The sequence below is a fragment of the Blautia sp. HCN-20427 genome (assembly GCF_037890365.1).
GTDB lineage: Bacteria > Bacillota > Clostridia > Lachnospirales > Lachnospiraceae > Blautia.
The window spans coordinates 81,515-108,010 of the sequence record NZ_JBBKBX010000012.1 but is presented as its reverse complement, the minus strand read 5'-3'; the positions used below and the strand labels follow the sequence as shown (position 1 = coordinate 108,010).

Annotated in this window: 21 protein-coding genes; 19 read left to right on the top strand and 2 right to left on the bottom strand. The window is 47.7% G+C overall.

Going from position 1 to position 26,496, the window contains the following annotated elements:
* Positions 1 to 137 precede the first annotated feature (137 nt).
* Positions 138 to 1,073 carry a cysteine synthase A gene (cysK, locus tag WKT17_RS09215; RefSeq protein ID WP_173749363.1) on the top strand — a complete coding sequence of 312 codons (936 nt, stop codon included), beginning with the start codon at positions 138 to 140 and terminating at the stop codon, positions 1,071 to 1,073.
* A 7-nt stretch (positions 1,074 to 1,080) separates the two neighbouring features.
* On the opposite strand, the gene WKT17_RS09210 is transcribed toward cysK, so the two are convergent.
* Positions 1,081 to 3,180 (bottom strand): glutamine synthetase III family protein, encoded by a 2,100-nt coding sequence (locus tag WKT17_RS09210; protein WP_291682295.1) that lies wholly within the window; start codon positions 3,178 to 3,180, stop codon positions 1,081 to 1,083.
* A 266-nt stretch (positions 3,181 to 3,446) separates the two neighbouring features.
* Here WKT17_RS09210 and WKT17_RS09205 point away from each other — a divergent pair, with 266 nt between their 5' ends.
* From WKT17_RS09205 to WKT17_RS09120, 18 genes are all read left to right on the top strand, one after another.
* Positions 3,447 to 3,677 (top strand): HPr family phosphocarrier protein, encoded by a 231-nt coding sequence (locus tag WKT17_RS09205; protein WP_173749361.1) that lies wholly within the window; start codon positions 3,447 to 3,449, stop codon positions 3,675 to 3,677.
* A gap of 186 nt (positions 3,678 to 3,863) precedes the next feature.
* A complete protein-coding gene (locus WKT17_RS09200; protein WP_173749360.1) occupies positions 3,864 to 5,477 on the top strand; it encodes a CTP synthase in 1,614 nt (537 codons plus the stop codon).
* A 1-nt stretch (position 5,478) separates the two neighbouring features.
* Positions 5,479 to 10,011 carry a glutamate synthase large subunit gene (gltB, locus tag WKT17_RS09195; protein ID WP_173749359.1) on the top strand — a complete coding sequence of 1,511 codons (4,533 nt, stop codon included), beginning with the start codon at positions 5,479 to 5,481 and terminating at the stop codon, positions 10,009 to 10,011.
* 37 nt (positions 10,012 to 10,048) lie between these two features.
* Positions 10,049 to 11,530, top strand: a complete 1,482-nt coding sequence (locus WKT17_RS09190) for a glutamate synthase subunit beta (protein ID WP_173749358.1) — start codon at positions 10,049 to 10,051, stop codon at positions 11,528 to 11,530.
* A 33-nt stretch (positions 11,531 to 11,563) separates the two neighbouring features.
* On the top strand, positions 11,564 to 11,866 hold the full coding sequence (gene ureA / locus WKT17_RS09185) for an urease subunit gamma (protein ID WP_173749357.1): 303 nt from the start codon (positions 11,564 to 11,566) through the stop codon (positions 11,864 to 11,866).
* 13 nt (positions 11,867 to 11,879) lie between these two features.
* Entirely contained in the window at positions 11,880 to 12,242 is a 363-nt protein-coding gene (gene ureB / locus WKT17_RS09180) for an urease subunit beta (protein ID WP_173749356.1), read from the top strand.
* Positions 12,243 to 12,254: 12 nt separating this feature from the next.
* On the top strand, positions 12,255 to 13,976 hold the full coding sequence (ureB, locus tag WKT17_RS09175) for an urease subunit beta (RefSeq protein ID WP_173749355.1): 1,722 nt from the start codon (positions 12,255 to 12,257) through the stop codon (positions 13,974 to 13,976).
* A gap of 15 nt (positions 13,977 to 13,991) precedes the next feature.
* Positions 13,992 to 14,498: an AmiS/UreI family transporter gene (locus WKT17_RS09170; protein WP_173749354.1), complete on the top strand. Its 507-nt coding sequence runs from the start codon at positions 13,992 to 13,994 to the stop codon at positions 14,496 to 14,498.
* Positions 14,499 to 14,510: 12 nt separating this feature from the next.
* On the top strand, positions 14,511 to 14,990 hold the full coding sequence (locus tag WKT17_RS09165) for an urease accessory protein UreE (RefSeq protein ID WP_173749353.1): 480 nt from the start codon (positions 14,511 to 14,513) through the stop codon (positions 14,988 to 14,990).
* Positions 14,991 to 15,011: 21 nt separating this feature from the next.
* Positions 15,012 to 15,704 carry an urease accessory protein UreF gene (locus tag WKT17_RS09160; protein WP_173749352.1) on the top strand — a complete coding sequence of 231 codons (693 nt, stop codon included), beginning with the start codon at positions 15,012 to 15,014 and terminating at the stop codon, positions 15,702 to 15,704.
* A gap of 23 nt (positions 15,705 to 15,727) precedes the next feature.
* Entirely contained in the window at positions 15,728 to 16,336 is a 609-nt protein-coding gene (gene ureG / locus WKT17_RS09155) for an urease accessory protein UreG (RefSeq protein WP_173749351.1), read from the top strand.
* 2 nt (positions 16,337 to 16,338) lie between these two features.
* The gene (locus WKT17_RS09150; protein WP_173749350.1) at positions 16,339 to 17,130 is read left to right on the top strand and encodes an urease accessory protein UreD; all 792 of its coding nucleotides are present in this window, start codon (positions 16,339 to 16,341) and stop codon (positions 17,128 to 17,130) included.
* Positions 17,131 to 17,225: 95 nt separating this feature from the next.
* Positions 17,226 to 18,557 carry a type I glutamate--ammonia ligase gene (gene glnA, locus WKT17_RS09145; RefSeq protein ID WP_173749349.1) on the top strand — a complete coding sequence of 444 codons (1,332 nt, stop codon included), beginning with the start codon at positions 17,226 to 17,228 and terminating at the stop codon, positions 18,555 to 18,557.
* Between the two features lie 29 nt (positions 18,558 to 18,586).
* The gene (locus tag WKT17_RS09140) at positions 18,587 to 19,138 is read left to right on the top strand and encodes an ANTAR domain-containing response regulator (protein WP_173749348.1); all 552 of its coding nucleotides are present in this window, start codon (positions 18,587 to 18,589) and stop codon (positions 19,136 to 19,138) included.
* Between the two features lie 13 nt (positions 19,139 to 19,151).
* A complete protein-coding gene (locus tag WKT17_RS09135; RefSeq protein WP_291682286.1) occupies positions 19,152 to 20,366 on the top strand; it encodes an LL-diaminopimelate aminotransferase in 1,215 nt (404 codons plus the stop codon).
* 71 nt (positions 20,367 to 20,437) lie between these two features.
* Positions 20,438 to 21,172: an RNA polymerase subunit sigma-70 gene (locus WKT17_RS09130; protein ID WP_291682284.1), complete on the top strand. Its 735-nt coding sequence runs from the start codon at positions 20,438 to 20,440 to the stop codon at positions 21,170 to 21,172.
* Between the two features lie 135 nt (positions 21,173 to 21,307).
* Positions 21,308 to 23,230 (top strand): ATP-dependent zinc metalloprotease FtsH, encoded by a 1,923-nt coding sequence (ftsH, locus tag WKT17_RS09125; protein ID WP_173749345.1) that lies wholly within the window; start codon positions 21,308 to 21,310, stop codon positions 23,228 to 23,230.
* A gap of 201 nt (positions 23,231 to 23,431) precedes the next feature.
* Positions 23,432 to 25,381: a glycoside hydrolase family 31 protein gene (locus WKT17_RS09120; protein WP_291682280.1), complete on the top strand. Its 1,950-nt coding sequence runs from the start codon at positions 23,432 to 23,434 to the stop codon at positions 25,379 to 25,381.
* Positions 25,382 to 25,456: 75 nt separating this feature from the next.
* Here WKT17_RS09120 and WKT17_RS09115 read toward each other — a convergent pair whose 3' ends face one another.
* Positions 25,457 to 26,446, bottom strand: coding sequence for a uroporphyrinogen decarboxylase family protein (locus WKT17_RS09115; protein WP_291682279.1), 990 nt, complete (start codon positions 26,444 to 26,446; stop codon positions 25,457 to 25,459).
* Positions 26,447 to 26,496: the final 50 nt, after the last annotated feature.

Below are 26,496 nucleotides of genomic sequence, written 5' to 3'. Positions count from 1 at the left end.
CGGTTCCGCTGGTGTAAAACCTGCGGAATCGCTTTTTTTGAAAAAATCCCTTGACAAATCTTACTTAATAACATATAATTCCTACTAAGTTAATAGGAATATAAAACATGAAATCACAATATAAGGAGGAATCAGTTATGGCAAAGAAGATTTATAAAGGTGTACAGGAATTAATCGGCGGAACTCCGCTTCTGGAAGTGACCAACATTGAAAAGGAAGAGGGATTAAAAGCAACCGTTCTGGTGAAGCTGGAATACCTGAATCCTGCAGGAAGCGTAAAGGACAGAATTGCAAAAAATATGATAGAAGATGCGGAAGCCAAAGGGCTTTTGAAGCCGGGGGCAACCATTATTGAACCGACTTCCGGAAACACGGGGATTGGTCTGGCCTCTCTTGCAGCATCCAAAGGCTATAAGCTGATTCTTACCATGCCGGAAACCATGAGTGTGGAGAGAAGAAATATTCTCAAAGCATACGGAGCAGAGATTGTACTGACAGAAGGAACCAAAGGCATGACAGGCGCTATTGCCAAAGCAAAGGAATTAAATCAGGAAATTCAGGGCAGCTTCCTCACAGGGCAGTTTGATAATCCGGCAAATCCGGCAGCGCACATTGCCACTACAGGACCGGAAATCTGGAATGACACAGAGGGAGAAGTGGATATTTTCGTAGCAGGTGTGGGAACCGGCGGAACCGTAACAGGTGTAGGTGAATATCTGAAAGAAAAGAAACCGGAAGTGAAGATCGTGGCTGTAGAGCCGTCTGATTCACCGGTGCTTTCCAAAGGAACCCCAGGTCCTCACAAAATTCAGGGAATCGGTGCGGGATTCGTACCTCAGGTATTAAATACAAAGATTTACGATGAAGTGATAACCGCCACTGCGGAAGATTCTTTTGCAGCAGCAAAATTCTTTGCACACAAGGAAGGAATTCTGGTAGGTATTTCCTCCGGAGCTGCTCTGCACACAGCTATTGAGCTGGCAAAGCGTCCGGAAAATGAAGGAAAAACCATTGTGGCACTTCTGCCGGACAGCGGAGACAGATATTACTCCACCCCGCTGTTTGAATCTTAAATCTTATTTAGATAGAGAATAAAAGTGCGTCATAAGTAGGATAAGGCAGGTTTTCATCCGGGATTTTGGCTTCCACGGCGTCTGCGGTCTGACGGAGTTTGTCCATGGACACCAGGAGCGTGCTGCGGCAGTAGTCCGCGGCCTTCTGCATGGAAGCAAAACCGGAGACAGTCTGAATTTCCTTATCCAGAGCTTTCACACCGGAGGAAATGCTTTCATAAGCAGAAGTCAGTTTGCCAACCAGTGCGGCGGCTTCTGCAGTGGAAGCTTCCGGTATAAAGTTTTTCACAGCCATAGCCTTGTCTGCCTCCTGGGCTGCATAGTCGGAAAGGGCAGGCAGGAAATCTTTGGTCAGCATTTCTTTTAAAGTTTTCGCTTCGATTTCTACTGTTTTCACATAGTTTTCCAACAGAATTTCATATCTGGAGAAAATTTCTTCCCGGGTAAAGATTTTGTGTTCTGTAAAGAGCCGGATATTTTTTTCTTCAATAAAGGCAGGGAGGCAGTCCGGTGTGGAAACCAGATTGTAAAGTCCCCGTTTTTTCGCTTCTTCCACCCATTCTTCGGTATAGCCGTTTCCGTTGAAAATAACTTTTTTGTGCTTTTTGATGGCGCGTTTAATCAGTTCATGTACGGCATGCTCCATATCTTCCGGAGCCGTGCCTTTTAATTCTTCATAAAACTGAGCCAGGGCTTCTGCCACAGCAGTGTTCAGTACAATATTCGGCGTGGATACAGAGGCAGAGGAACCCAGCATGCGGAACTCAAATTTGTTGCCTGTAAATGCAAAAGGTGAGGTACGGTTCCGGTCTGTGGTATCCTTGAAAAAGTGAGGCAGTACATGAGCGCCTGTTTCCAGAGCCACTCTCTGCTGTTTACCGAAATAAGTATCTTCTTCAATGGATTTTAAGACAGCGGTCAGTTCATCTCCAAGAAAGATGGATACAATGGCAGGCGGCGCTTCGTTGCCGCCCAGGCGGTGGTCGTTTCCGGCGCTGGCGGCAGATACACGCATCATATCTGCATACTCGTCTACGGCTTTGATTACGGCCATGAGGAACACAAGGAACTGGATGTTCTGCGCAGGAGTTTTGCCCGGCTCTAAAAGATTGTCTCCCTGGTTGGTAGTCAGGGACCAGTTGTTGTGCTTGCCGCTGCCGTTAATGCCTTCAAAGGGCTTTTCGTGGAGCAGACATACCATATTGTGTCTGTCCGCTGTATTTTTCATGACTTCCATGGTAAGCTGATTGTAGTCCACAGCTACGTTGGCTGTGGAGAAGATGGGCGCCAGTTCGTGCTGGGCCGGGGCAACCTCGTTGTGCTTGGTTTTGGCCGGAATGCCCAGCTTCCACAGTTCTTCGTCTAAATCATGCATATAAGCGGCAACTCTGGGCTTTAAGGAACCGAAGTAATGGTCTTCCAGTTCCTGTCCCCGGGGAGCCGGTGCGCCTATCAGGGTTCTGCCGCAGAACTGCAGATCACGTCTTTGGCGGTACAAATCCTTATCTACCAGAAAGTATTCCTGTTCCGGTCCGATGGTGGTGGAAACACTGGTGACATCGGTGTTTCCCAGTGTGTGAAGAATCTTCACCGCTTCCCGGCTGAGTGCTTCCATAGAGCGCAGAAGAGGTGTTTTCTTATCCAGGGCTTCTCCGCCGTAGGAACAGAAAGCTGTGGGGATGTACAGAGTTCCATCCTTAATAAATGCAGGAGAGGTAGGGTCCCATGCGGTATAGCCTCTGGCCTCAAAGGTGGCGCGAAGTCCGCCGGAAGGAAAGCTGGAGGCATCCGGTTCTCCTTTTACCAGTTCCTTGCCGGAAAAGTCCATAATGACTTCCCCGTCTCCGGAAGGGGTGATAAAGCTGTCATGTTTTTCGGCTGTGAATCCGGTCATGGGTTGAAACCAGTGCGTGTAATGGGTAGCGCCCTGTTCCACAGCCCATTCCTTCATGGCAACCGCTACGGCATTTGCCACGTCCAGCTCCAGATGGGTTCCGTTTTCAATGGTTTTTCTCAGCGCCTTGTAAACATCCTTGGGAAGTTTGTTCCTCATAACCTTGTCATTAAATACCAGGCTTCCGTATAAAGCGGGAATATCTTTCTTCATAGTGGTGTCTCCTTTCATTTTGCATAAAACAGAAAAAGACGCCTTGGAAGTTATCCAAAGCGCCTTTGCTTTATGTTCTGTAGTATACTCAAAAAAATCGGCTTGTCAATACATTTTTTGAAAAAAATGGAAAGAGCCTGTATAGATGACGGCAGCAGGGTCATACTGAAAAGAGAGTGGGAAATACATCAAAAAGGCAGGTTCTGCATAGGTTAAAATAATAACAGAACGTCTGCAAAAAGGCTCTGGAAAAGGAGATTTGGATTATGGAAGAAATAAAAATCCGCCTGACGACGGCTGAAGAAGTGAGAGAATTTGTAAGGGCTGCCAGAAAATGTGAGTTTGACGTGGATATTTCTTATGGAAGGGCTGTGGTGGACGGAAAATCCATTATGGGAATTTTTGCCCTGGGACTGGAACATTTGCTGACTGTAAACTGCCACGGGGAGAACCCGGAATTTCGACAGAGCATAGGGAAATTTGCGCAGGAAGCATAAGGAGAGCAAAATTTGGTTATATTTTTTAAAATTCGGGGATTTACAAATCGGGAAAAATCGTTTATAGTAGACAGCAAGTGAAAAATGAGTATGACAAAGGCGTCAGAATTTCTTTTAATACGGGGATTCTGACGCTTTTTTATTTTTTCAGCAAAGAAATAAGAAAGGAGAACGGAGGAAAACACCATGGTAAAGTATGTATTTGTAACAGGAGGCGTTGTTTCAGGGCTTGGAAAAGGCATTACAGCGGCCTCTCTGGGGAGACTGTTGAAAGCGAGAGGGTATCAGGTCACTATGCAGAAATTTGACCCTTACATTAATATAGACCCGGGTACCATGAACCCCATACAGCACGGGGAAGTGTTTGTGACAGATGACGGGACGGAAACGGACTTGGACCTGGGACATTACGAACGGTTTATTGATGAAAGTCTGGATAAAAATTCCAATGTAACGACAGGGAAGATTTACTGGTCCGTTCTCCAGAAGGAACGGCACGGAGATTACGGCGGAAGAACCGTTCAGGTGATTCCTCATATTACCAATGAGATTAAAAGCCGGTTTTACAGAGGGAAACTGCCCGAAGAAAACCGTATCGCCATTATCGAGGTAGGAGGTACGGCCGGGGATATAGAAAGCCAGCCGTTTTTGGAAGCCATCCGTCAGTTTCAGCATGATGTGGGAAAGGAAAATGCAGTACTCATTCATGTGACGCTGATTCCGTATCTGAAAGCGTCGGGGGAACTGAAGACCAAGCCTACCCAGGCAAGCGTAAAGGAGCTTCAGGGTATGGGGCTGCAGCCGGACATTCTGGTGTGCCGTTCTGAATACCCTCTGTCTGAGGAACTAAAGGACAAGATTGCTCTGTTCTGCAACGTACCCTCCCATCATGTACTGCAGAATCTGGATGTGGAATATCTCTATGAAGCGCCTTTGGCCATGGAGAAAGAACATCTGGCCCAGGCCGTTTGTGAGTGTCTGAAGCTGCCCTGTGAAAAACCGGATTTGGAGGAATGGAAAGCCATGGTGGAGGCTTTGAAGCACCCGGTCTCAGAAACGGAGATTGCCATTGTAGGAAAATACATTCAGCTTCATGATGCGTATTTAAGTGTGGTAGAAGCTTTAAAGCACGGCGGCATTGCCGGCCATGTAAGCGTGAAGCTGCGCTGGGTGGATTCCGAGGATATTGAAAAGCAGGGCTGTGAAGGGCTTCTTTCAGGAGTACATGGAATTCTCATACCGGGAGGTTTTGGCACCAGAGGTACGGAAGGGAAAATTCAGGCCGTGCAGTTTGCCAGAGAGAACAAAATCCCATTCCTTGGTATCTGTCTGGGCATGCAGATGGCTATCGTGGAATTTGCCAGAGATGTGCTGGGGTATCGGGATGCCAACAGTGCGGAACTGAACCCGGACACCATGTATCCGGTGATAGATCTGATGCCGGAGCAAAACGGTGTGGAAAATCTGGGAGGAACCCTGCGGCTTGGAGCTTACCCCTGTGTGCTGAAAGAGGGCACAAAGGCGCGGCAGCTTTACGGGAAAGAAGAGATTTCCGAGCGGCACAGACACCGCTATGAGGTCAACAACGATTACCGTCTCCGTCTGGAGGAAGCAGGACTGGTGCTGTCCGGCCTGTCTCCTGACGGAAGAATTGTAGAAATGATAGAAATTGAAACACATCCCTTTTTTGTGGGAACGCAGGGGCACCCGGAACTGAAATCCAGACCAAACCGTGCTCACCCGCTGTTTCGGGGATTTGTAAAGGCAGCAGACGAATATGGAAAGCAAGGAGGAAATTAATATGAGCCGAAATCAACAGGGCTTATACAGCCCCACATTTGAACACGATAACTGCGGTATCGGCGCTGTGGTAAACAGCAAAGGTATCAAAAGCCACCAGACCGTAGAACGGGCGCTGTGCATTGTGGAAAATCTGGAACACCGCGCCGGGAAAGACGCGGAGGGCAAGACCGGAGACGGTGTGGGAATCCTTCTGCAGATTTCCCATAAATTTTTTGCAAAGGTCTGTAAGAAGCTGAACATTGCCATTGGGGGAGAACGGGAATACGGAATTGCACAGCTGTTTTTCCCACAGGATGAGATAAAGCGCAGACAGGCAAAGAAAATGTTTGAAATCATTGCCGAAAAGGAAGGCCTGGAACTGCTGGGATACCGGGAAGTCCCTGTATATCCCCAGGTACTGGGACACAAAGCGAAAGAATGTATGCCCCATATTGTGCAGGCCTTTATCAAAAAGCCGGAAGGTGTGGAGAAAGGGCTTGATTTTGACCGGAAGCTGTACATTGCCAGAAGAGTTTTTGAGCAGAGCAATGACAATACTTATGTGGTTTCCATGTCCAGCCGGACCATTGTCTACAAGGGTATGTTTCTGGTAGGGCAGCTTAGAACTTTTTTTGCGGATTTGCAGGATAAAGATTATGAATCTGCCATTGCCATGGTACATTCCAGATTCAGCACCAATACCAATCCAAGCTGGGAGAGAGCACACCCCAACCGCTTTATGGTACATAACGGGGAAATCAATACTATACGGGGCAACGCGGACAAAATGCAGGCCAGAGAGGAAAATATGGCGTCTGCTCATCTCAAAGGGCAGCTGCACAAGGTTCTCCCTGTGGTAGACCGCAGAGGTTCTGACTCCGCCATGCTGGACAACACCCTGGAATTTCTGGTTATGAGCGGTATGGAGCTGCCTCTGGCTGTGATGATTACCATTCCGGAGCCCTGGGCCAATAATAAAACGCTGTCACAGGAAAAACGTGACTTCTACCAGTATTATGCTACGATGATGGAGCCCTGGGACGGCCCGGCCTCTATTGTATTTTCCGACGGAGATGTGATGGGAGCCGTATTGGACAGAAACGGTCTGCGTCCTTCCCGGTATTATGTGATGAAAAACGGCGACGTGATACTGGCATCGGAAGTAGGTGTGCTGAAGGTTCCGGAAGAGGACATTGTGCAGAAAGAACGTCTGCATCCGGGAAAAATGCTTCTGATTGATACGGTGAAGGGCAGAATCCTGTCTGACAACGAGGTAAAGGAACGTTATGCCAAGGCGCAGCCTTACGGAGAATGGTTGGACAGCAATCTGGTGGAATTAAAGGATTTAAAGATTCCCAATATCCGTGTGGAAGAGTATACGCCAAAGCAGAGAAAACAGCTGCAGAAAGCCTTTGGCTATACATATGAGGAGTACCGCAATTCCATCTGCAGTATGGCGTTAAACGGGGCAGAGGGCATTGCTGCCATGGGTGTGGATACCCCGCTGGCTGTGCTTTCTGAGAAGAACCGGCCTTTGTTCGATTACTTTAAACAGCTTTTTGCACAGGTCACCAATCCGCCTATTGACGCTATCCGTGAGGAAATTGTCACCAGTACCACCGTGTATGTAGGCAAGGACGGAAATCTGCTGGAGCAGGTACCGGAAAACTGTCAGGTACTGAAAATCAATAACCCGATTCTCACAAACACCGATTTGCTGAAAATCAAAAATATGAAGCAGGAAGGCTTTAAGGTGGCAGTGGTTCCTACCACTTACTATAAATCCACCAAGCTTGCGAGGGCCATGGAGCGGCTGTTTGTAGAGGTGGATAAGGTTTACAGAGAGGGCGCCAACATTGTGATTCTTTCCGACAGGGGCGTGGATGAAAACCATGTGCCCATTCCGTCGCTTCTGGCGGTTTCCGCAGTACACCAGCATCTGGTGGATACGAAAAAGCAGACCTCTCTGGCGTTGATTCTGGAATCCGGAGAGCCAAGAGAAGTGCACCACTTTGCAGCCCTTCTGGGATACGGAGCCTGTGCAGTGAATCCGTATCTGGCCCTGGATACCATTCAGGAACTGATAGATGAAAAACTGCTGGACAAAGATTACTATGCAGCAGTCAGTGATTATAATTACGCCGTGATTCACGGCATTGTAAAAATTGCGTCCAAAATGGGAATTTCTACTATCCAGTCCTATCAGGGTTCTAAGATTTTTGAGGCTATCGGTATCTCAAAGGAAGTCATTGACAAATATTTTGCCGGTACGGTGAGCCGTGTAGGCGGCATTACGCTGGACGACATAGCCCGGAACGTGGATATGCTTCATTCTCAGGCCTTTGACCCGTTGGGCAGAAGCACAGATTTGACTCTGGACAGCATGGGCAGACACAAAATGCGCAAAGACGGAGAAGAGCACCGCTACAATCCGGCTACTATTCACATGCTGCAGAAAGCCACCCGTCTGGGGGATTACGGCATGTTTAAAGAATATACAAAGATGGTAGACGCAGAGCGAAGCGGAAACCTCCGCAGTCTTATGGACTTTAGGTTTGCAGAACATCCCCTTCCTCTGGAGGAAGTGGAAAGCGTGGATGACATTGTGAAACGCTTTAAAACAGGGGCTATGTCCTATGGCTCCATTTCGCAGGAAGCACACGAAACCCTGGCCCTGGCTATGAATATGCTTCACGGCAAATCCAACACCGGTGAGGGCGGAGAAAGCGAGGAACGTCTGGATTCCGCAGGAAGTGACAGGGACCGGTGTTCTGCCATTAAGCAGGTGGCCAGCGGACGTTTCGGCGTGACCAGCCGCTATCTGGTCAGCGCCCGGGAGATTCAGATTAAGATGGCTCAGGGCGCGAAGCCGGGAGAAGGCGGACACCTGCCAGCCAGAAAGGTGTACCCGTGGGTGGCCAGAACCAGACACTCCACACCGGGAGTCAGCCTGATTTCTCCTCCGCCGCATCACGATATTTATTCTATCGAAGACTTGGCACAGCTTATCTATGATTTGAAAAATGCCAACAAATATGCCCGGATTTCCGTAAAACTGGTTTCTGAGGCAGGCGTGGGAACCGTGGCGGCAGGCGTGGCCAAGGCGGGTGCGCAGGTGATTCTGATTTCCGGCTATGACGGCGGTACGGGAGCAGCACCGGAAAGTTCCATTCACAATGCAGGACTTCCCTGGGAACTGGGACTGGCAGAAACACACCAGACATTGCAGAAAAACGGTCTGCGAAACCGGGTAATGATAGAGACGGACGGAAAGTTGATGAGCGGACGGGACGTAGCCATTGCGGCGCTTCTGGGCGCGGAAGAATTCGGATTTGCCACAGCGCCTTTGGTAACCATGGGTTGTGTCATGATGAGAGTCTGCAACCTGGATACCTGTCCGGTGGGTGTGGCTACCCAGAATCCGGAGCTTCGTAAGAGGTTTAAGGGAAAACCGGAATATGTGGTAAACTTTATGCGTTTTCTTGCAGAGGAACTGCGGGAATATATGGCAAAACTGGGTATCCGCAGCCTGGATGAAATGGTGGGAAGAAGCGACCTCTTAAAGAAGAAGGAAGAAGCGGAGAATCCCATGGCAGCTAAGGTTGATTTAAGCGCGATTCTGGAAAACCCTTATTTGGAGGACAAAGACCAGGTGATTTTCCAGCCGGATAAGGCTTATGACTTCCAGCTTGAGAAGACTCTGGATGAAAAGGTACTGCTGAAAAAGCTGGGGACGGCTCTGAAAAAGGGAGAGAAAGCCTCTGTGTCCGTGGAAGTGAGCAACACGGACAGAACCTTTGGAACGATTTTCGGTGCGGAAATCACAAGACAGCATAAAAACGGACTGCCGGAAGACACGCTGACAGTGAACTGCAAAGGTTCCGGCGGGCAGAGCTTCGGCGCCTTTATTCCAAAGGGACTGACCCTGAATCTGGAAGGAGATACCAACGACTATTACGGAAAAGGTCTTTCCGGAGGCAAACTGGTGATTTATCCACCGAAAAACAGGCATTACTGTGCAAAAGACAATATGATTGTGGGTAACGTTGCACTTTACGGCGCCACAAGTGGAAAAGTCTTTATAAACGGTGTGGCAGGCGAGCGTTTTGCCGTGCGAAATTCCGGCGCTTACGCAGTGGTGGAAGGCGTAGGAGAGCATGGCTGCGAATATATGACTGGAGGCCGGGTCGTGATTCTGGGCTCCACAGGCAAGAACTTTGCGGCCGGTATGAGCGGCGGTATTGCTTATGTGCTGGATGAGGACAACACCCTGTACAAAAATCTGAATAAGCAGATGATTTCCATTGAAAAGCTGGAGAGCAAGATAGATGTACATGAATTAAAAAGCATGCTCAAAGAACATCAGACTCTGACCGGGTCGGAGAAAGCGCAGGAGGTACTGGAGCATTTCACAGAATACCTGCCTAAATTCAAGAAAATCATTCCATATGATTACAAGAAGATGACAGCCCTGAGCATGAAACTGGAAGAGCAGGGAATGTCTACAGAACAGGCGCAGATGGAAGCGTTTACGGAAGTATTTCAGAAATAGAAACAGGAAGATGTGATTTTTTAAACGGAGGCAGAACATGGGAAAACCCACGGGATTTTTAGAATTTGACAGAAAAGAAGCGGTGCACAAAGAGCCGCTGGAGAGAATCAGAGATTTTCAGGAATTTAAGAAACCGTTGTCCCTGAAAGAGCAGCAGAAACAGGGCGCCCGCTGTATGGAGTGCGGCGTGCCCTTCTGCCAGTCCGGCATGATGATTGCTGGTATGGCATCGGGATGTCCCCTGCACAATCTGGTGCCGGAGACCAATGACCTGGTATACCGGGGCAAATGGAAACAGGCGTACGACCGTCTGGCTAAGACACACAGTTTTCCGGAATTTACCAGCCGGGTATGCCCGGCTTTGTGTGAGGCGGCCTGCACCTGTAATATAAACGGAGAACCGGTGGCTACCAAGGAAAACGAAAGGGCAATTATAGAAAAGGCCTGGGAAGAGGGCTGGGTGACACCTCAGAAGATTCCGGTGCGCACCGGGAAAAAGGTGGCTGTCATTGGCAGCGGGCCTTCCGGACTGGCGGTAGCCCAGGAATTAAACCGCAGGGGACATGAGGTTACGGTATTTGAGCGGAGGGACCGGATAGGCGGCCTTCTGCGCTACGGTATTCCCAACATGAAGCTGGATAAATCTGTCATTGACAGAAGAGTGAAGTTGATGGAAGCGGAAGGTGTGGTATTCCAGACCGGTGTGGATGTGGGAAAAGACAGGAAGGCATCTCAAATCCGGAAGGAATTTGACAGGGTGGTACTGGCCTGCGGCGCGTCCAATCCCAGAGATATTTCCGTGCCGGGGAGAGAGGCAGGCAATATCTGCTTTGCCGTAGATTTTCTTACCTCTGTGACCAAAAGCCTTCTGGATTCCAACTTTGAGGATAAGCAGTATATTTCCCCAAAGGGAAAAGATGTGCTGGTTATCGGTGGCGGTGACACGGGAAATGACTGTGTGGGAACTGCTATTCGTCTGGGGGCAAAATCTGTAACCCAGCTGGAAATGATGCCCGAACCCCCAAAAGAAAGAACTTTGCAAAATCCATGGCCGGAGTGGCCCAGGGTGCTGAAAACAGATTACGGTCAGGAGGAAGCCATTGCCGTCTTTGGAAAAGACCCCCGCATTTATCAGACCACAGTGACAGAGTTTATCAAAGATGAAAAGGGCAATGTAAAGAAGGCGAAAATCGTGAAGCTGGCGCCTGAAAAGGATGAAAAAACCGGACGGATGAACATGGTTCCCGTAGAAGGAACCGAAGAAGAGCGTCCGGCACAGCTGGTACTGATTGCCGCAGGTTTTCTGGGCAGTCAGAAATATGTCACAGATGCCTTTGGAACAGACTTAAATCCCAGAACCAATGTGCTGACAAAGCCGGAGGAATACGAAACCAGTGTACCGGGGGTATTCGTGGCAGGCGATATGCACAGAGGCCAGTCTCTGGTGGTATGGGCCATTGCAGAGGGGCGAAAGGCAGCAGAGGCTGTGGACAGGTCTTTGATGGGCAGCAGTTTTTAAGACACAAGAGAACAAGACAAGGAGGATAAATTCATGCGACTCAATCCTAAGGAACAGGAAAAATTAATGCTGCATATGGCAGGTATGCTGGCAAAAGAGAGAAAAGACAGAGGACTGAAGTTGAATTATGTGGAGGCTGTGGCTTTCCTTAGTTCAGAACTTCTGGAACTGGCAAGAGACGGAAAAGACGTGGTGGAACTTATGCGTCTCGGAAGAGAACTTTTGACAAAAGAAGACGTTATGGATGGTGTGGCAGACATGGTACATGAGGTACAGGTAGAGGCAACTTTTCCGGACGGTACCAAGCTGGTAACGGTACACGACCCGATTCAATAAGGAGGAAATAAGGATGAAAATCGGAGAAATCATGGCTTTAGACAGAGAAATTACCTTAAACGAAGGGAAAAAGAGTCTTGTGCTTTCTGTGTCCAATGTAGGAGACAGACCGGTGCAGATAGGCTCCCATTTTCACTTCTTTGAAGTCAACAGATGTCTGAAATTTGACAGGGAAAAAGCATATGGATACCATCTGGACATTCCTTCCGGTACTTCGGTAAGATTTGAGCCCGGAGAGGAAAAGGAAGTGCAGCTTACGGAAATGGGCGGTACAAAGCGCATCTTCGGTTTTAACGATTTGACCTGTGCCCAGGTATCCGAAAATACGAAGAAGGCAGCACTTGAGACAGCAGCGAGAAAAGGTTTTTTAGAGTAAGGAGGCAGACAAATGAGCACAAAAATTTCCGGTGAAAAATATGCGGCAATGTACGGCCCGACTACAGGGGATAAAGTAAGACTTGCAGATACCAGTCTTGTCATTGAAGTGGAAAAAGATTATACCCATTACGGTGACGAAATCAAGTTCGGCGGCGGCAAAACCATTCGTGACGGCATGGGACAGTCTGTAAAAACAAAAAGCAGCGACGGAGATTTGGATTTGGTGATTACCAATGCCCTGATTGTAGACTATACAGGGATTGTAAAGGCGGATATCGGAATTAAAGACGGCAAAATCAAGGGTATCGGCAAGGCAGGAAATCCTGCAGTCATGGACGGGGTGACTCCGGGGATGATTGTAGGCGCATCCACAGAAGCGTTGGCAGGAGAAGGTCTGATTGTCACTGCAGGCGGCATTGACACACATATTCATTACATCTGCCCGCAGCAGATTGATTGTGCGCTGTATTCCGGTGTTACTACCATGATTGGCGGCGGCACAGGTCCGGCAGACGGAACCAATGCAACTACCTGTACACCAGGCCCCTGGAATATGGAAAAAATGCTTCAGGCCGCAGAGGAGTATTCCATGAATCTGGGCTTTCTGGGCAAGGGAAACTGCTCTGATGAAGGTCCTCTGGAGGAACAGGTAAAAGCGGGCGCCATGGGACTGAAAATTCACGAAGACTGGGGTGCCACTCCGGCTGTGATTGACCACTGCTTAAATGTGGCGGACGAATATGACGTACAGGTTGCCATTCACACGGACACCTTAAACGAAGGCGGCTGCGTGGAAGATACCTTAGACGCCATTGCGGGAAGAACCATCCATACATACCACACTGAGGGCGCAGGCGGCGGACATGCGCCGGATATTATCCGTGCGGCAGCCACAGAAAACGTACTGCCCTCCTCCACAAACCCCACTATGCCGTTTACGGTAAATACTCTGGACGAACACCTGGACATGCTGATGGTATGCCATCACCTGGATAAGAAAATCCCCGAAGACGTGGCTTTTGCAGATTCCAGAATCCGTCCGGAAACCATTGCGGCAGAAGACGTACTTCACGACATGGGCGTTTTCAGTATGATGAGCTCTGACTCCCAGGCTATGGGACGTATCGGTGAGGTCATTACCAGAACCTGGCAGACTGCCAGCAAGATGAAAGACGAAAGAGGCGCCCTTTTGGAAGACGAAGCCAATGGAAACGACAACTTCCGTGTAAAGAGATATATTTCCAAATATACCATTAATCCGGCTATTACCCACGGAATTTCCAACTATGTAGGTTCTGTGGAAGAGGGCAAATTTGCAGACCTGGTACTGTGGAATCCCGCTTTCTTTGGTGTGAAGCCGGAAATGATTTTAAAAGGCGGCATGATTGTGGCTTCCAAAATGGGTGACGCCAACGCTTCCATCCCGACTACACAGCCTGTTATCTACCGTCCGATGTTCGGAGCCCAGGGAAAGGCAAAATACAAAACCAGCATTACTTTTGTATCCAAAGCGGCAGCAGAAGGCGGCGTAAAGGAAAAATACGGACTGGAGAAAATGGTGCTTCCAGTAGAAAACTGCAGAAATATCGGCAAAAAGGATATGAAATTCAACGGCGCCACACCGGAAATCACGGTGGATCCGGAAACCTACGAGGTAAAGGCAGACGGCGTTTCGATTACTTCCAAACCGGCTAAGAGTCTTCCACTGACACAGCTTTACAGTTTATTCTAGAAGAGGAGAGGGAATATGTTAGGAGTTTGTCTGCTTTTTGTAGGAATTGTGCTAATTAACAACGGTATCTGCGGTCTTTGCCGCATAGACGGGAAAGCAGCGTCTGTGATGAATATTTTCACAGGCGGTCTCTCCCTGTTTATTAACTTCGTCAATCTGGCTCAGGGAAATTATTATGCGGCAGGTACCGGGCTTCTCTTTGGCTTTACCTACTTGTTTGTAGCTGCCAACAATCTGTTTCATCTGGACACCCGTCCGTTTGCCTGGTTTTCTTCTTTCGTGGCAGTCAATGCTGTGATTTTCGGAACCATGGAAGGCTTTTTGGGAATTCCTGCATGGAATATTTCCCCGGACTGGAGATGGGCAGCTATCTGGTATCTGTGGGCCATTCTCTGGGGAACGGCTTTTGTAGAGGATATTATGGGAAAGAAGCTGGGAAAATTTGTGCCCTGCCTGCAGGTGTTTGAAGGCGTGGTAACGGCCTGGATTCCGGGCGTAATGCTGTTATTAAACTGGTGGTAGGAGAGAGAAAACATGCTGTGTGAAAATATTTGGGGAAATCTAAAAGATATTGATACAACAGGAAAAAAGATAGATTATGTGGAATTTGAATGGGATGAAGCCTTTAAAAGAATTCACAAGAAGGTCAGCAGAGCGGGAAAAGAAGTGGGTATCCGTCTGGACGATTCTGTGCTGACGAAAGGAATCCGCACGGGAGATATTCTCTGGCAGGAGGGAGATGAACTTCTGGCGGCGGAAATTCTGCCCTGTAAAGTCATTGAGGTAAAGCTTACCAAAGGCCATGAAAAAATGGCCGCCAAGGTCTGCTACGAAATCGGAAACCGTCACGCCGTACTTCTGTGGGGAGAGGAGGAACAGACTTTCCTCACTCCCTACACACAGCCGGTATTGGAAATGCTGGAAAAAATCCACGGCGTAAAGGCAGAAGTAAAAGAACAGGCGCTGGATTTTGACAAAAGAATCTCCGCCTCCATCAATTCCCATACACATTAAAAACTGGAAAAGGGAGAGCGTATGGATAAAAAGAGTAAATTTCTGCTGCTGCAGGTGAATGACGCCCTGTTTCCCATAGGGGGATATTCCCATTCCTATGGACTGGAAACTTATATTCAGAAAGAACTTGTCACCAATGCAGCAGAGGCAGAATCCTATATCAGAAACAAACTGACACAGAATCTTCTGTACAATGAACTTTTCTTCTGCCGTCTGGCCTGGGAACGGGGGCAGGCACAGGATATGGAAGGCTTACAGGAGCTGGAAGAAGTGCTGGAGGCGGGAAAAGTGCCGTCAGAAATCCGGGAGGCGTCCAAAAAGATGGGCTCCCGGTTTGCAAAGACACTGAAAAACTGTGGAATTGTCTATGAGACACCGGTCTTTCTTCGCTATCTGGAGAAAAAAAAGAACGGCAGCGTACATCATGTCATAGCTTACGGAATTTTCTGCAGCAGCATTGGCATTTCCCTGGAAGACTGCCTGGAACATTTTCTCTATGCCCAAACGTCTGCCATGGTGACCAACTGTGTAAAAAGCATACCTTTAAGCCAGACCACGGGACAGCAGATTCTGGTGTCCTGTACAGAGGAAATGAGCCGCCTTTTGGAACAGGTGAAGGAACTTCCAACAGAACTTCTGGGGGCAGGCGCTCCCGGATTTGACATTCGGTGTATGCAGCATGAAGGGCTGTATTCCAGAATTTATATGTCATAATAACAGAGGAAAGGGGACAAAACATGTCTTATGTGAAAATAGGTGTTGCCGGGCCGGTGGGTTCCGGCAAAACGGCGTTAATTGAATGTCTGACAAGAAAAATGGCAGGACAGTACAGTATTGGAGTCATTACCAATGATATTTATACAAAAGAAGATGCGGAATTTCTCTGCAAAAACAGTGTGCTTCCAAGAGAGCGCATTATCGGTGTGGAAACCGGCGGCTGCCCCCACACGGCTATTCGGGAAGATGCTTCCATGAATCTGGAAGCAGTAGATGAGATGCTGGAGCGTTTTCCGGATATAGAGCTGTTGTTTATAGAAAGCGGCGGAGATAACCTGTCTGCTACCTTCAGTCCGGAACTGGTAGACGCTACTATTTTCGTCATTGATGTAGCAGAGGGGGACAAGATTCCGAGAAAAGGCGGTCCGGGCATTGTTCGTTCCGACCTGCTTGTGATTAACAAGACCGATTTAGCGCCCTATGTAGGGGCCAGTCTGGAAGTTATGGAACGGGATTCCAAAAAAATGCGGAAAGACAGACCCTTCCTCTTTACCAACATCCGGGGCGAAGAGGGCACGGATAAGGTTGTGGAATGGATACAGAAAAACGTACTTCTGGAAGGATGTTAAGTATGGAAAATCAATTCGGAAGAACTTCTCTTTGCACCCTGAGGGCAGGGGAAAAAGAGGGGAAAACCGTACTGGAACAGGTGTCGTTTACCGCGCCCTTTAAGATTATGAGCCCCTTTTACGAATCGGGAGACTTTATGCATGTCATGCTTTTGTCCGCTTCAGCAGGCATTATGGAAGGGGATACCCAGGAATTTGACATAGAGGTAAAGGAGGGCGGCAGACTGCGGTTTTCCGCCCAGGCTTATGAAAAAATCCACAAGATGAAGCAGGGCAGCGCCAGGAGAAATGCCCGTATTCGGGTAGCGCACGGCGGTATCATGGACTACGGTTCCCAGCCGGTGATTCCCTTTGCACAATCTGCCTTTCGCAGCACTTTGGAGGCGGAGCTTGAAGACGAAAGTTCCCTTTTCCTGTATCAGGAGGTGCTGTCCTGCGGGCGGGCTGCCAGAGGAGAAAAATTTGAATACCGTTTTTATCATAATCTGGTTCATGTAAGGCGACAGGGGAAACTGATTTACAGGGACAACTGTTTCTTTGAACCTGAAACCATGGACCTGCCAGGACTTGGCATGTATGAAGGCTTTTCCCATATGGGCAGTTTTTTGGTGTTCGGAACGGAAAATACGTCAGAGAAAGTGGAGAAAATCCGGGAACTTCTGGAGGAGGACGAAAAGACTCAGGGCGGTGTGACGCGGATTTCGGATATGGATTTGGCGGTCCGGATTCTGGGAAACGGTGCACAGCATATAGAAGACTTGTTTGCACAGATACGGAAAATCATTGACATTTAAAATGTGGACTGCTATAATACGACCCATAAAGGACAAGGGCGTTCTTATTCAGAGATTTGAATAAGTGCGCCCTTTTTGTAAAAGGAGCAAAAACTATGGAAAAGTATACCAGAGAAGATATTCTGCAGATGGCAGAAGAGGAGGATGTGGAATTTATCCGTCTCCAGTTCACCGATATGTTCGGAACCATGAAGAATATTGCGGTTCCGTTCAGTAAGCTGGAAAAGGCCATGGACAACCAGTGCGTCATAGACGCGTCTTCCATGGAGGGTTTTTATCGAAACGAAGAGGAGGACATGTATTTACATCCGGATTTGAATACGTTCTGTATTCTGCCCTGGCGTCCTCAGCAGGGGAAGGTGGCAAGATTTATCTGCGATATTTATAAGGCGGACGGCACGCCTTACAGAGAAAGTCCCAGATATATTCTGCAGGAAACCGTAAGGAAAGCAAAGGAAAAGGGATATACGTTTATGGTAAATCCCGAGTGTGAATTTTTCCTGTTTCACACGGATGATAACGGCATGCCCACCACAGTCACCCATGAGCAGGCGGGCTATATGGATTTGAGTCCTGTGGATTTGGGCGAAAATGCCAGAAGAGATATTGTGCTTACCCTGGAGGAAATGGGATATGATGTGGAATCTTCCCACCATGAGATTGCGCCCGGACAGCAGGAAATTGACTTTACCATGTCAGATGTTCAGGAAACCGCGGACAAGCTGATGACCTTTAAAGTAGCGGTGCGAACCATTTCCAAGCGCCACGGGCTTCACGCTACCTTTATGCCAAAGCCGAAAGAAGAGGTCAATGGTTCCGGTATGCACATCAACATGGTTTTGTATAAGGACGGGAAGAATATTTTTGAAGACGAAAACGACATTCTGGGACTCAGCCGTGAAGCCTATGCTTTTATTGCGGGAATTCTGGAGCACATCAAGGGCATGACGGCAATTTTCAATCCGCTGGTGAATTCTTACAAACGTCTGGTGCCGGGATTTGAGGCGCCTTCGGAGATTACCTGGTCTTCAGGACAGAGAACTGCCCTTATCAAGGTGCCGTCCAGACGGCAGAGAGAGAAAGAAATCGAGCTGAGGAGCCCGGATCCTTCCGCAAACCCATATCTGGTCTTTGCCCTTTGCCTGGCAGCAGGGATTGATGGGATTGAGCGGAATCTGGAGATACCGGAGGAACTGACAAAAAGTATTCGCAGCATGTCTGAGGAAGAGAAAAACAGTCAGGGAATTGACTCCCTGCCGGAAAATTTAAGCGACGCTTTATATGAACTGGAAAAAGATGTGTGGCTGAAAGAAATACTTGGAACCGCCTTTTTTGAGCATTATAAGAAAGCAAAGAAAAAGGAGTGGAAAAGCTACATGAAACAGGTTTCCGATTGGGAGCTGGAGCAGTATTTATACCAGATATAAGCAGAAGGAGAAAAGGCAGGGAGCAGTATATGAGCATCATCATTGTGGCATTACCAAAAATTGAAGATGCAAAGCGGATACGCAGAATCCTCACCGACCACGGATTTGAAAATATTGTATCCTGCAATACCGCTTCCGCAGCTTTGATTGAGGCAAACAGACATCAGAGGGGACTGGTTATCAGCAGCTACAAACTGCCGGATATGCATTATTCCCAGCTTGCACAGTGCATCCCGGATTATTTCGAAATGCTGCTGATAGGCTCGGCCACTACGGTAAGTGCAGCGGGCAGCGGCATTATGGCCATTACCACACCTGTGAAAATTTACGACCTGGTCAACACAGTGGAGCTGATGGCAGGTCAGGCAGAGAAAAGATACAAGAAAGCAAAGAAGAAGCCGAAGAAACGCTCAGAGCGGGAAGAGAATTATATTAAAAATGCCAAACTGCTTTTGATGGAGCGAAATCATCTTTCCGAGGAGGAGGCTTTCCGCTATATTCAGAAATGCAGTATGGACAGTGGTACAAATATGGTGGAAACGGCCCAGATGGTATTGACACTGATTTATGACGAATGTTAAAGGAGAATGTGAAATGTTTACGATAAATGAAAATTACCTGAAACTGCCGGGAAGCTATCTGTTTTCCGACATTGCAAAGAAAATTGCGGCATATCAGCAGGAAAATCCGGGAAAAGAGATTATCCGGCTGGGAATCGGAGACGTGACGCAGCCTTTAGCGCCGGTCATTATTCAGGCTCTGCACAGTGCGGTAGAGGAAATGGCTCATGGGGAGACCTTTCACGGTTATGCCCCGGATAAGGGATATGGGTTTTTAAGAGAAGCCATTGCCAAAAATGATTTTCAGGACAGAGGATGCCGAATTGACGCAGATGAAATCTTTGTGTCAGACGGCGCCAAGTGCGATTCCGGAAATATTCAGGAAATCCTTGCTTTGAACAACAAAATCGCTGTCTGCGATCCTGTGTATCCGGTGTATGTGGACACCAACGTGATGGCAGGGCGCACAGGCAGCTACAATCCCAAGACGCAGAATTTTGACGGTATGATTTACATGCCCTGTACGGCCCAAAACGGTTTTGTGCCGGAATTTCCAAAGGAAACGCCGGATGTTCTTTATCTCTGTTTTCCAAACAATCCTACAGGAGCTGCAGTAACAAAAGCACAGCTGCAGGAATGGGTGGACTATGCCAACAGAAACGGAATTCTCATTATCTATGACGCGGCTTATGAGGCTTACATTACCCAGGAAGAAGTGGCTCACAGCATTTACGAATGTGAAGGCGCGCAGACCTGTGCCATAGAGCTTCGCAGCTTTTCCAAGAATGCGGGATTTACAGGGGTGCGTCTGGGATACACGGTTGTTCCGAAAGAATTGAAGTCCGGGGAGGTTTCTCTGAATGCTCTGTGGGCAAGACGCCATGGCACGAAGTATAACGGCGCGCCTTATATTGTACAGAAAGCAGGGGCAGCCGTGTATACAGAAGAAGGAAAAGCCCAGGTGAAAGAGCAGGTGGCTTATTACATGCGGAATGCACATGCCATTTACAATGGCCTGAAAAAAGCGGGTTACACCGTATCCGGCGGTGTCAATGCCCCGTATGTATGGCTGAAAACACCGGGAAATACCACTTCATGGGACTTTTTCGACCAGCTTTTAAAGACGGCAAATGTGGTAGGCACGCCGGGAAGCGGATTCGGAGCCCATGGAGAGGGATATTTCCGTCTCAGCGCCTTTGGTACCTATGAAAATACGCTGGAAGCCATTGACAGAATCACGAAAATGTAATCCCTGCTTTTCAGACGGAACGGTTTGTGTTAAGCTACCTTTATAGTATAGAGAACAATAAGGAGGCAGCTATGGATATTAATCAGTTTCAGGAGAAATTAAAGGATATACAGACCTTAGCCATGCAGAATGGAAAAAAGGTTCACACAGAGTTGGTAGAGCAGTTTTTTGACGAACCGGGCATGGATAAGGACAAACTGCAGAAAGTGTATGATTTTCTCGAAGTCCAGGGAATCTATGTGGAGGGATACAGCAAAAGCCGTTCTAAAGAAGCAGAGGCAGATGTTCCGGCGGAAATTCTGGCGCTTACCCCGGAGGAAGAAGCCTTTCTGGAGGAGTACCTGGAGGGCTTTGTACTTCCGGGTCAGGCGGAAAAAGAAGCTGTTTTAAAGGCGCTGAAAGCAGGCGGAGACTATGAAGCAGAAGAACTGCTGCGCTGTCTGCAGGAGGATTTGATTCAGGCGGCAAAGGAATTGAACTGTCGGGAAATCTTTTTCGGAGACTTGCTGCAGGAGGGCAACATGGGGCTTCTTATGGCTGTCAAAAGCGCAGAAGAACAGGAAAATCTTGCCAAGTGGCTTCTGGAAGAGGCCAGAAGTACCATGCGCCTTTTTATTGAAGACCAGACACAGCAGAAAAAAGAGGACAATATTCTGGTGGAAAAGGTGCGGAATCTGGAAACAAGGGTGAAAGAACTGACAGAAGACGAAAATGTGAAATACAGTGTGGAAGAACTGGCGGCCTTTCTGGACATGGATCCGGAGGAGATGGAAGCCGTGATTAAGCTGACCGGAGACGATAAATAAGCGGTTTATTCTTTTTTTATAGAATAAACATGTTTTCTTCATTGCATATTATCTTTGAAAGACGTATAGTTGATATAACAAGAATAGCACAGCAGATTTTTGTGTCTGCCATGTGCTGAAACGGAGGAGATAGAAATGGACGTTGAAGAAAAAAAGAAACCCCAGCCGCCGAAGAAACCGCTGCTGTTCTGGTATGCGATTATTCTGGTGGCTTTGATGGTCATTAATTTATTTATTACCCCGGCCATAGCGGAGAAAAGTATTAAACAGGTATCCTATGATAAATTTCTGGAAGATTTGGATGATGGAAAAATCAAAGAAGTAAATCTGGAATCCGATACAATTTATTATTCCCTGGAGAGTGAAGACAAGAACGGAAAAGAGCAGATTTGCAAGACCGGACGTATTGCGGACGGACAGGAGGTAGAACGTCTGCAGGAGGCGGGCGTAAAGTTCTCCTCTGAGATACCGAACAGAGCCAATCCTCTTGTGAGTTTTTTGATTTCCTGGGTACTTCCTTTTGTATTTATCTGGTTTGTAGGCGGCTGGTTTATGAAACGGATGATGAAAGGTATGGGAGGCGCCGGAGGTCCGGGCGCTATGACATTCGGAAAGAGCAATGCCAAGATTTATGTGAAATCCTCTACGGGAATTAAATTTTCAGACGTAGCGGGAGAGGATGAGGCGAAAGAACTTCTGACCGAAATCGTGGATTACCTTCACAACCCTGAAAAATACAGAGAAATCGGCGCTTCTATGCCGAAGGGCGCACTTCTTGTAGGCCCTCCGGGAACCGGTAAAACTCTTCTGGCAAAAGCCGTTGCAGGAGAAGCCAATGTGCCGTTTTTCTCCATTTCCGGTTCTGAATTTGTGGAGATGTTTGTGGGTATGGGCGCTGCCAAGGTAAGAGATTTGTTTAAGCAGGCCAACGAAAAAGCACCCTGTATTGTGTTCATTGACGAGATTGATACCATTGGTAAAAAGCGTGACGGCAGCGCCATGGGCGGTAATGACGAGAGAGAGCAGACCCTGAACCAGCTTCTGACCGAGATGGACGGATTCGACGGATCTAAGGGTGTTGTGATTCTGGCTGCGACCAACCGGCCGGATTCCCTGGATGCGGCCCTGCTTCGTCCCGGCCGTTTTGACCGGAGAATTCCGGTGGAACTTCCGGACTTAAAGGGAAGAGAAGAAATCCTGAAGGTACATGCAAGAAAAATTAAGATTTCCGATAATGTAAACTTCCACGAAATTGCAAAGGCAGCTTCCGGCGCTTCCGGCGCAGAGCTGGCCAATATTGTCAATGAAGCGGCGCTTCGGGCTGTTCGTGACAGAAGAAAATTTGCCACACAGGCGGATATGGAAGAGAGTATCGAAGTGGTAATTGCCGGTTATCAGAAAAAGAGCCGTGTGCTGTCTGAGAAGGAAAAGCTGATTGTTTCCTATCACGAAGTGGGCCATGCGCTGGTAGCCGCTTTGCAGACCAATTCCGCCCCGGTACACAAGATTACCATTATTCCCAGAACGTCAGGCGCTCTCGGCTACACCATGCAGGTGGATGAAGGTGAGCACTTCCTGATGTCCAAAGAGGAACTGGAGAATAAGATTGCAACCTTTACAGGCGGAAGGGCGGCAGAAGAGCTTATCTTCCACTCCGTAACCACAGGTGCGTCAAATGATATTGAGCAGGCAACCAAGATTGCCAGAGGCATGATTACCCGCTTCGGTATGAGCGATGAATTTGATATGGTGGCTATGGAGAGCATGTCCAATCAGTATCTGGGCGGTGACAGTGCCCTGGCCTGCTCCTTTGAGACACAGACTTTGATTGACAAGAAAGTTGTGGAACTGGTTAAAAAACAGCATGATAAGGCCTATAAGATACTGGAAGATAACATTGCGAAACTCCATGAACTGGCGAAATTCCTGTATGAGCACGAAACCATTACCGGAGAAGAATTCATGAGAATTCTGGAAACGAAGCCGAGAATCGGTATGAGTGAACCGGAAGAGACAGAAAGCAGTGAAGTTTCTGAAGAGGCTGCGGAAGAAGAATAGAGCTAAATTTATTATAGGAAAAGCGGGGACTATCGTACGAATATTCGTGTGGTAGTCCCTTTTCTATAGGCGAAAGGTTTTGTGTCCGCTAAAAATAGTAAGAAATTTTACATTAAAATGAGAAAAAACACCTATTGAGCCATCCCAGGCAAAATGCTAAAATGACCTTATCATCAATGGTTTATGTAAAGGAGAAGGACAATGATTCAGAAATACAAGTTTGGAAAGCCTTTTGAAACAGAGGCGGTTGTGCGGGACATTCCCTGTGCGGAAGGAATGCCGAAGTACGGAAACATTAATCTGGAAAAAGGATTTCGGTTTACTTACGAAATGCAGGAAAAGGACATGGTGTATGGGCTGGGAGAGGCGAACAGAGGCATCAATAAGCGTGGTTTTGTTTACATAAGTAACTGTACCGATGACCCGGAGCACACAGAAGATAAAAAGTCTCTGTACGGCGCGCACAATTTTATTATCGTATCCGGGGAAGAAACCTTTGGTATGTTTGTGGATTACCCGTCTGTTTTGACTTTTGACATTGGCTATACACAGCAGAACCGTCTGGATATCACCTGTGAAGATGCGGATTTGTACCTTTATATCATAGAAGGAACTTCTGCCTACGATATTGTGAAACAGTTCCGTAAAATCATCGGACGAAGCTATATTCCTCCGAAATTTGCTTTTGGTTTCGGACAGAGCCGCTGGGGCTATAAGACAGCAGAGGATTTCCGTGAAGTGGTGAGACAATACAGAGAAAATCACATTCCTATGGATATGCTGTACATGGATATTGACTACATGGAATCCTTCAAAGACTTTACAGTAAATAAAGAGAATTTCCCGGACTTCAAGGCATTTGTGGATGAAATGAAAGCCCAAGACATCCATTTGATTCCCATTATTGATGCCGGGGTAAAAATTGAGGATGGATATGATATCTACGAAGAGGGAAAAGCCAAGGGGTATTTCTGTAAGCAGGAAGACGGCAAAGAATTTGTAGGAGCCGTATGGCCGGGCTGGACCCATTTTCCGGATGTGCTGAATCCAGAGGCAAGAGAGTGGTTTGGCAGTAAATATGAAATTCTGACTTCTCAGGGAATCGAAGGCTTTTGGAATGACATGAATGAGCCGGCAATTTTCTACTCTGAAAAGGGTGAAAAAGAACTTCGGGACATGGTAGACGCTTATGCAGAGGACAAGAGCCGCGGCACTTACGGCATTACCGAGAAACTGCAGCACTTGAGCAATGACCCGGAGGACTATCGCAGCTTTTATCACAAGGTAAAGGGAGAGAGAGTCCGTCATGATAAGGTGCACAATCTTTTTGGCTATAACATGACCCGTGCAGCAGGAGAGGCCTTTGAGAAAATTGCGCCGGATAAGAGAATTCTCATGTTTTCCAGAGCTTCTTACATTGGTATGCACCGCTATGGCGGTATCTGGACAGGAGACAACAAATCCTGGTGGTCTCATCTGCTTCTGAATCTGAAAATGATGCCCTCCTTAAATATGTGCGGTTTCCTGTATGCAGGTGCGGACTTAGGCGGATTTGGGGCAGACGCCACAGCGGATTTAGTGCTGCGCTGGACAGCCCTTGGAGTATTTACACCTCTTATGCGAAACCATTCTGCCCTGGGAACCAGAGAGCAGGAAAGCTACCGCTTTGGAAATGCAGAAGACTTCCGCCATGTAATTGGTGTGCGCTATCGTCTGGTGCCATATCTGTACAGTGAGTACATGAAAGCCGCGCTGCAGGATGATATGTACTTTAAGCCGCTGGCCTTTGTGTATCCGGAAGATACACGGGCGCGGACTGTGGAAGACCAGTTGATGCTGGGAAATGAAATCATGATTGCACCTGTTTACACGCAGAATGCAGACGGACGCTGTGTCTATCTGCCGGAAGAAATGATGTTCGTGAAATTCATGCCGGACGGCAGCATCCAGGAAGAGATACTGGAAAAAGGACATCACTATGTAGAAGTGGCGCTGAACGAAGTACCGCTGTTTATCCGCAAAAGAAAATGCATTCCTGTGGCTGATGTGGCAGAAAGCGTCAGCCGGATTCGGGAAGACAGTATTCAGTATGTGGGATACGAGGGGGCGTCCTATGAATTGTATGAGGATGATGGAGTGAGCCGGATTTAGAGAAAAAGGTGAAAACATAGAAAAGGCTGTCGTAGGAAAGCGGCGGCCTTTTCTATGTTTATAAAAATCGTTGTCCTAGAAAATTTCTTTGCTTATTTTTTCAATCACTTCACTTGTAGCTTCATAGACACCTGGGAAGGTACTGATACCAAGTCCCTGGGTCAGACATGGAATAAAGTATTTTGTACCGTTTTCCTGGCAGACCCTGCGAACTTCTTTATCTACCAGTTCCGGCGTCCAGTCGGGTCTGTCGATGGAGGCACTGTCAATACCGCCCATAAAAGTTATCTGACCTCCGTATTTTTCAATCAGTTCCGGAATGTTGTTGGAACTCATAGTTCCCTGCCAGATATCAATCCCCATATCAATCATGTATGGAACCAGTGTTGCAGCGTAAGAATCACTGTGGTGGATAATCAGTTCTACTCCATGAGATTTATAATAGCCGTAAATCTTTTTGTAAGAAGGCAGAATAAATTCCTCAAACATGGCAGGAGAAATAAAGGTTGAAGTCTGGCTGCCCCAGTCATCATGATGAAAAATGGCGTCTGGCTTTATGTATCTGCAGATTTTTTCCGCATACTGCAGTTCCCATTCCGTGAGGTAGTCAATGAGCTCCTGGGTAGCTTCCGGTTCCTCATAAAAATTCATCAGACAGTTCTGGATTTCCTGCAGATGATGACACTGCTCAAAAATACCAGGTGCTATGAACTGAGTAACAAAATATTCTTTTCGGTCAATTTCCTCTGCAGCTTTGATATAAGGTTCCCATTCAGCATCAGAATAATCCAGCCGCGGTGCATGTACATAATTTTTCCAGTCTGTAATATCCTTGCATACGATGTGTTCCTCATCGTGAATAGGGAAACCGCCCGGCGTACCTTCCGGCCATACATTGGTTACACCCCGGGCATTTTTCACAGGACCTTTCCCATATTCCGGTGCCGGGTTATTTACCGTATAAGGATTATTCATAAGCATAGCCAGTGCTTCATACTGATTTACATAACGGTCCGGTTTCCCGCCCCGGACAGTTTCTAATAAGTTTTGCCTTTTTGTGAGCATACGCAATACCTCCTTGTGACCGGGTACATGAACTGTACCCGTATAATCTC

Coding starts and splice junctions, on each gene's coding strand:
- cysK (WP_173749363.1), top strand. CDS start 138: ATGGCAAAGAAGATTTATAAAGGTGTACAGGAATTAATCGGCGGAACT.
- WKT17_RS09210 (WP_291682295.1), bottom strand. CDS start 3,180: ATGAAGAAAGATATTCCCGCTTTATACGGAAGCCTGGTATTTAATGAC.
- WKT17_RS09205 (WP_173749361.1), top strand. CDS start 3,447: ATGGAAGAAATAAAAATCCGCCTGACGACGGCTGAAGAAGTGAGAGAA.
- WKT17_RS09200 (WP_173749360.1), top strand. CDS start 3,864: ATGGTAAAGTATGTATTTGTAACAGGAGGCGTTGTTTCAGGGCTTGGA.
- gltB (WP_173749359.1), top strand. CDS start 5,479: ATGAGCCGAAATCAACAGGGCTTATACAGCCCCACATTTGAACACGAT.
- WKT17_RS09190 (WP_173749358.1), top strand. CDS start 10,049: ATGGGAAAACCCACGGGATTTTTAGAATTTGACAGAAAAGAAGCGGTG.
- ureA (WP_173749357.1), top strand. CDS start 11,564: ATGCGACTCAATCCTAAGGAACAGGAAAAATTAATGCTGCATATGGCA.
- ureB (WP_173749356.1), top strand. CDS start 11,880: ATGAAAATCGGAGAAATCATGGCTTTAGACAGAGAAATTACCTTAAAC.
- ureB (WP_173749355.1), top strand. CDS start 12,255: ATGAGCACAAAAATTTCCGGTGAAAAATATGCGGCAATGTACGGCCCG.
- WKT17_RS09170 (WP_173749354.1), top strand. CDS start 13,992: ATGTTAGGAGTTTGTCTGCTTTTTGTAGGAATTGTGCTAATTAACAAC.
- WKT17_RS09165 (WP_173749353.1), top strand. CDS start 14,511: ATGCTGTGTGAAAATATTTGGGGAAATCTAAAAGATATTGATACAACA.
- WKT17_RS09160 (WP_173749352.1), top strand. CDS start 15,012: ATGGATAAAAAGAGTAAATTTCTGCTGCTGCAGGTGAATGACGCCCTG.
- ureG (WP_173749351.1), top strand. CDS start 15,728: ATGTCTTATGTGAAAATAGGTGTTGCCGGGCCGGTGGGTTCCGGCAAA.
- WKT17_RS09150 (WP_173749350.1), top strand. CDS start 16,339: ATGGAAAATCAATTCGGAAGAACTTCTCTTTGCACCCTGAGGGCAGGG.
- glnA (WP_173749349.1), top strand. CDS start 17,226: ATGGAAAAGTATACCAGAGAAGATATTCTGCAGATGGCAGAAGAGGAG.
- WKT17_RS09140 (WP_173749348.1), top strand. CDS start 18,587: ATGAGCATCATCATTGTGGCATTACCAAAAATTGAAGATGCAAAGCGG.
- WKT17_RS09135 (WP_291682286.1), top strand. CDS start 19,152: ATGTTTACGATAAATGAAAATTACCTGAAACTGCCGGGAAGCTATCTG.
- WKT17_RS09130 (WP_291682284.1), top strand. CDS start 20,438: ATGGATATTAATCAGTTTCAGGAGAAATTAAAGGATATACAGACCTTA.
- ftsH (WP_173749345.1), top strand. CDS start 21,308: ATGGACGTTGAAGAAAAAAAGAAACCCCAGCCGCCGAAGAAACCGCTG.
- WKT17_RS09120 (WP_291682280.1), top strand. CDS start 23,432: ATGATTCAGAAATACAAGTTTGGAAAGCCTTTTGAAACAGAGGCGGTT.
- WKT17_RS09115 (WP_291682279.1), bottom strand. CDS start 26,446: ATGCTCACAAAAAGGCAAAACTTATTAGAAACTGTCCGGGGCGGGAAA.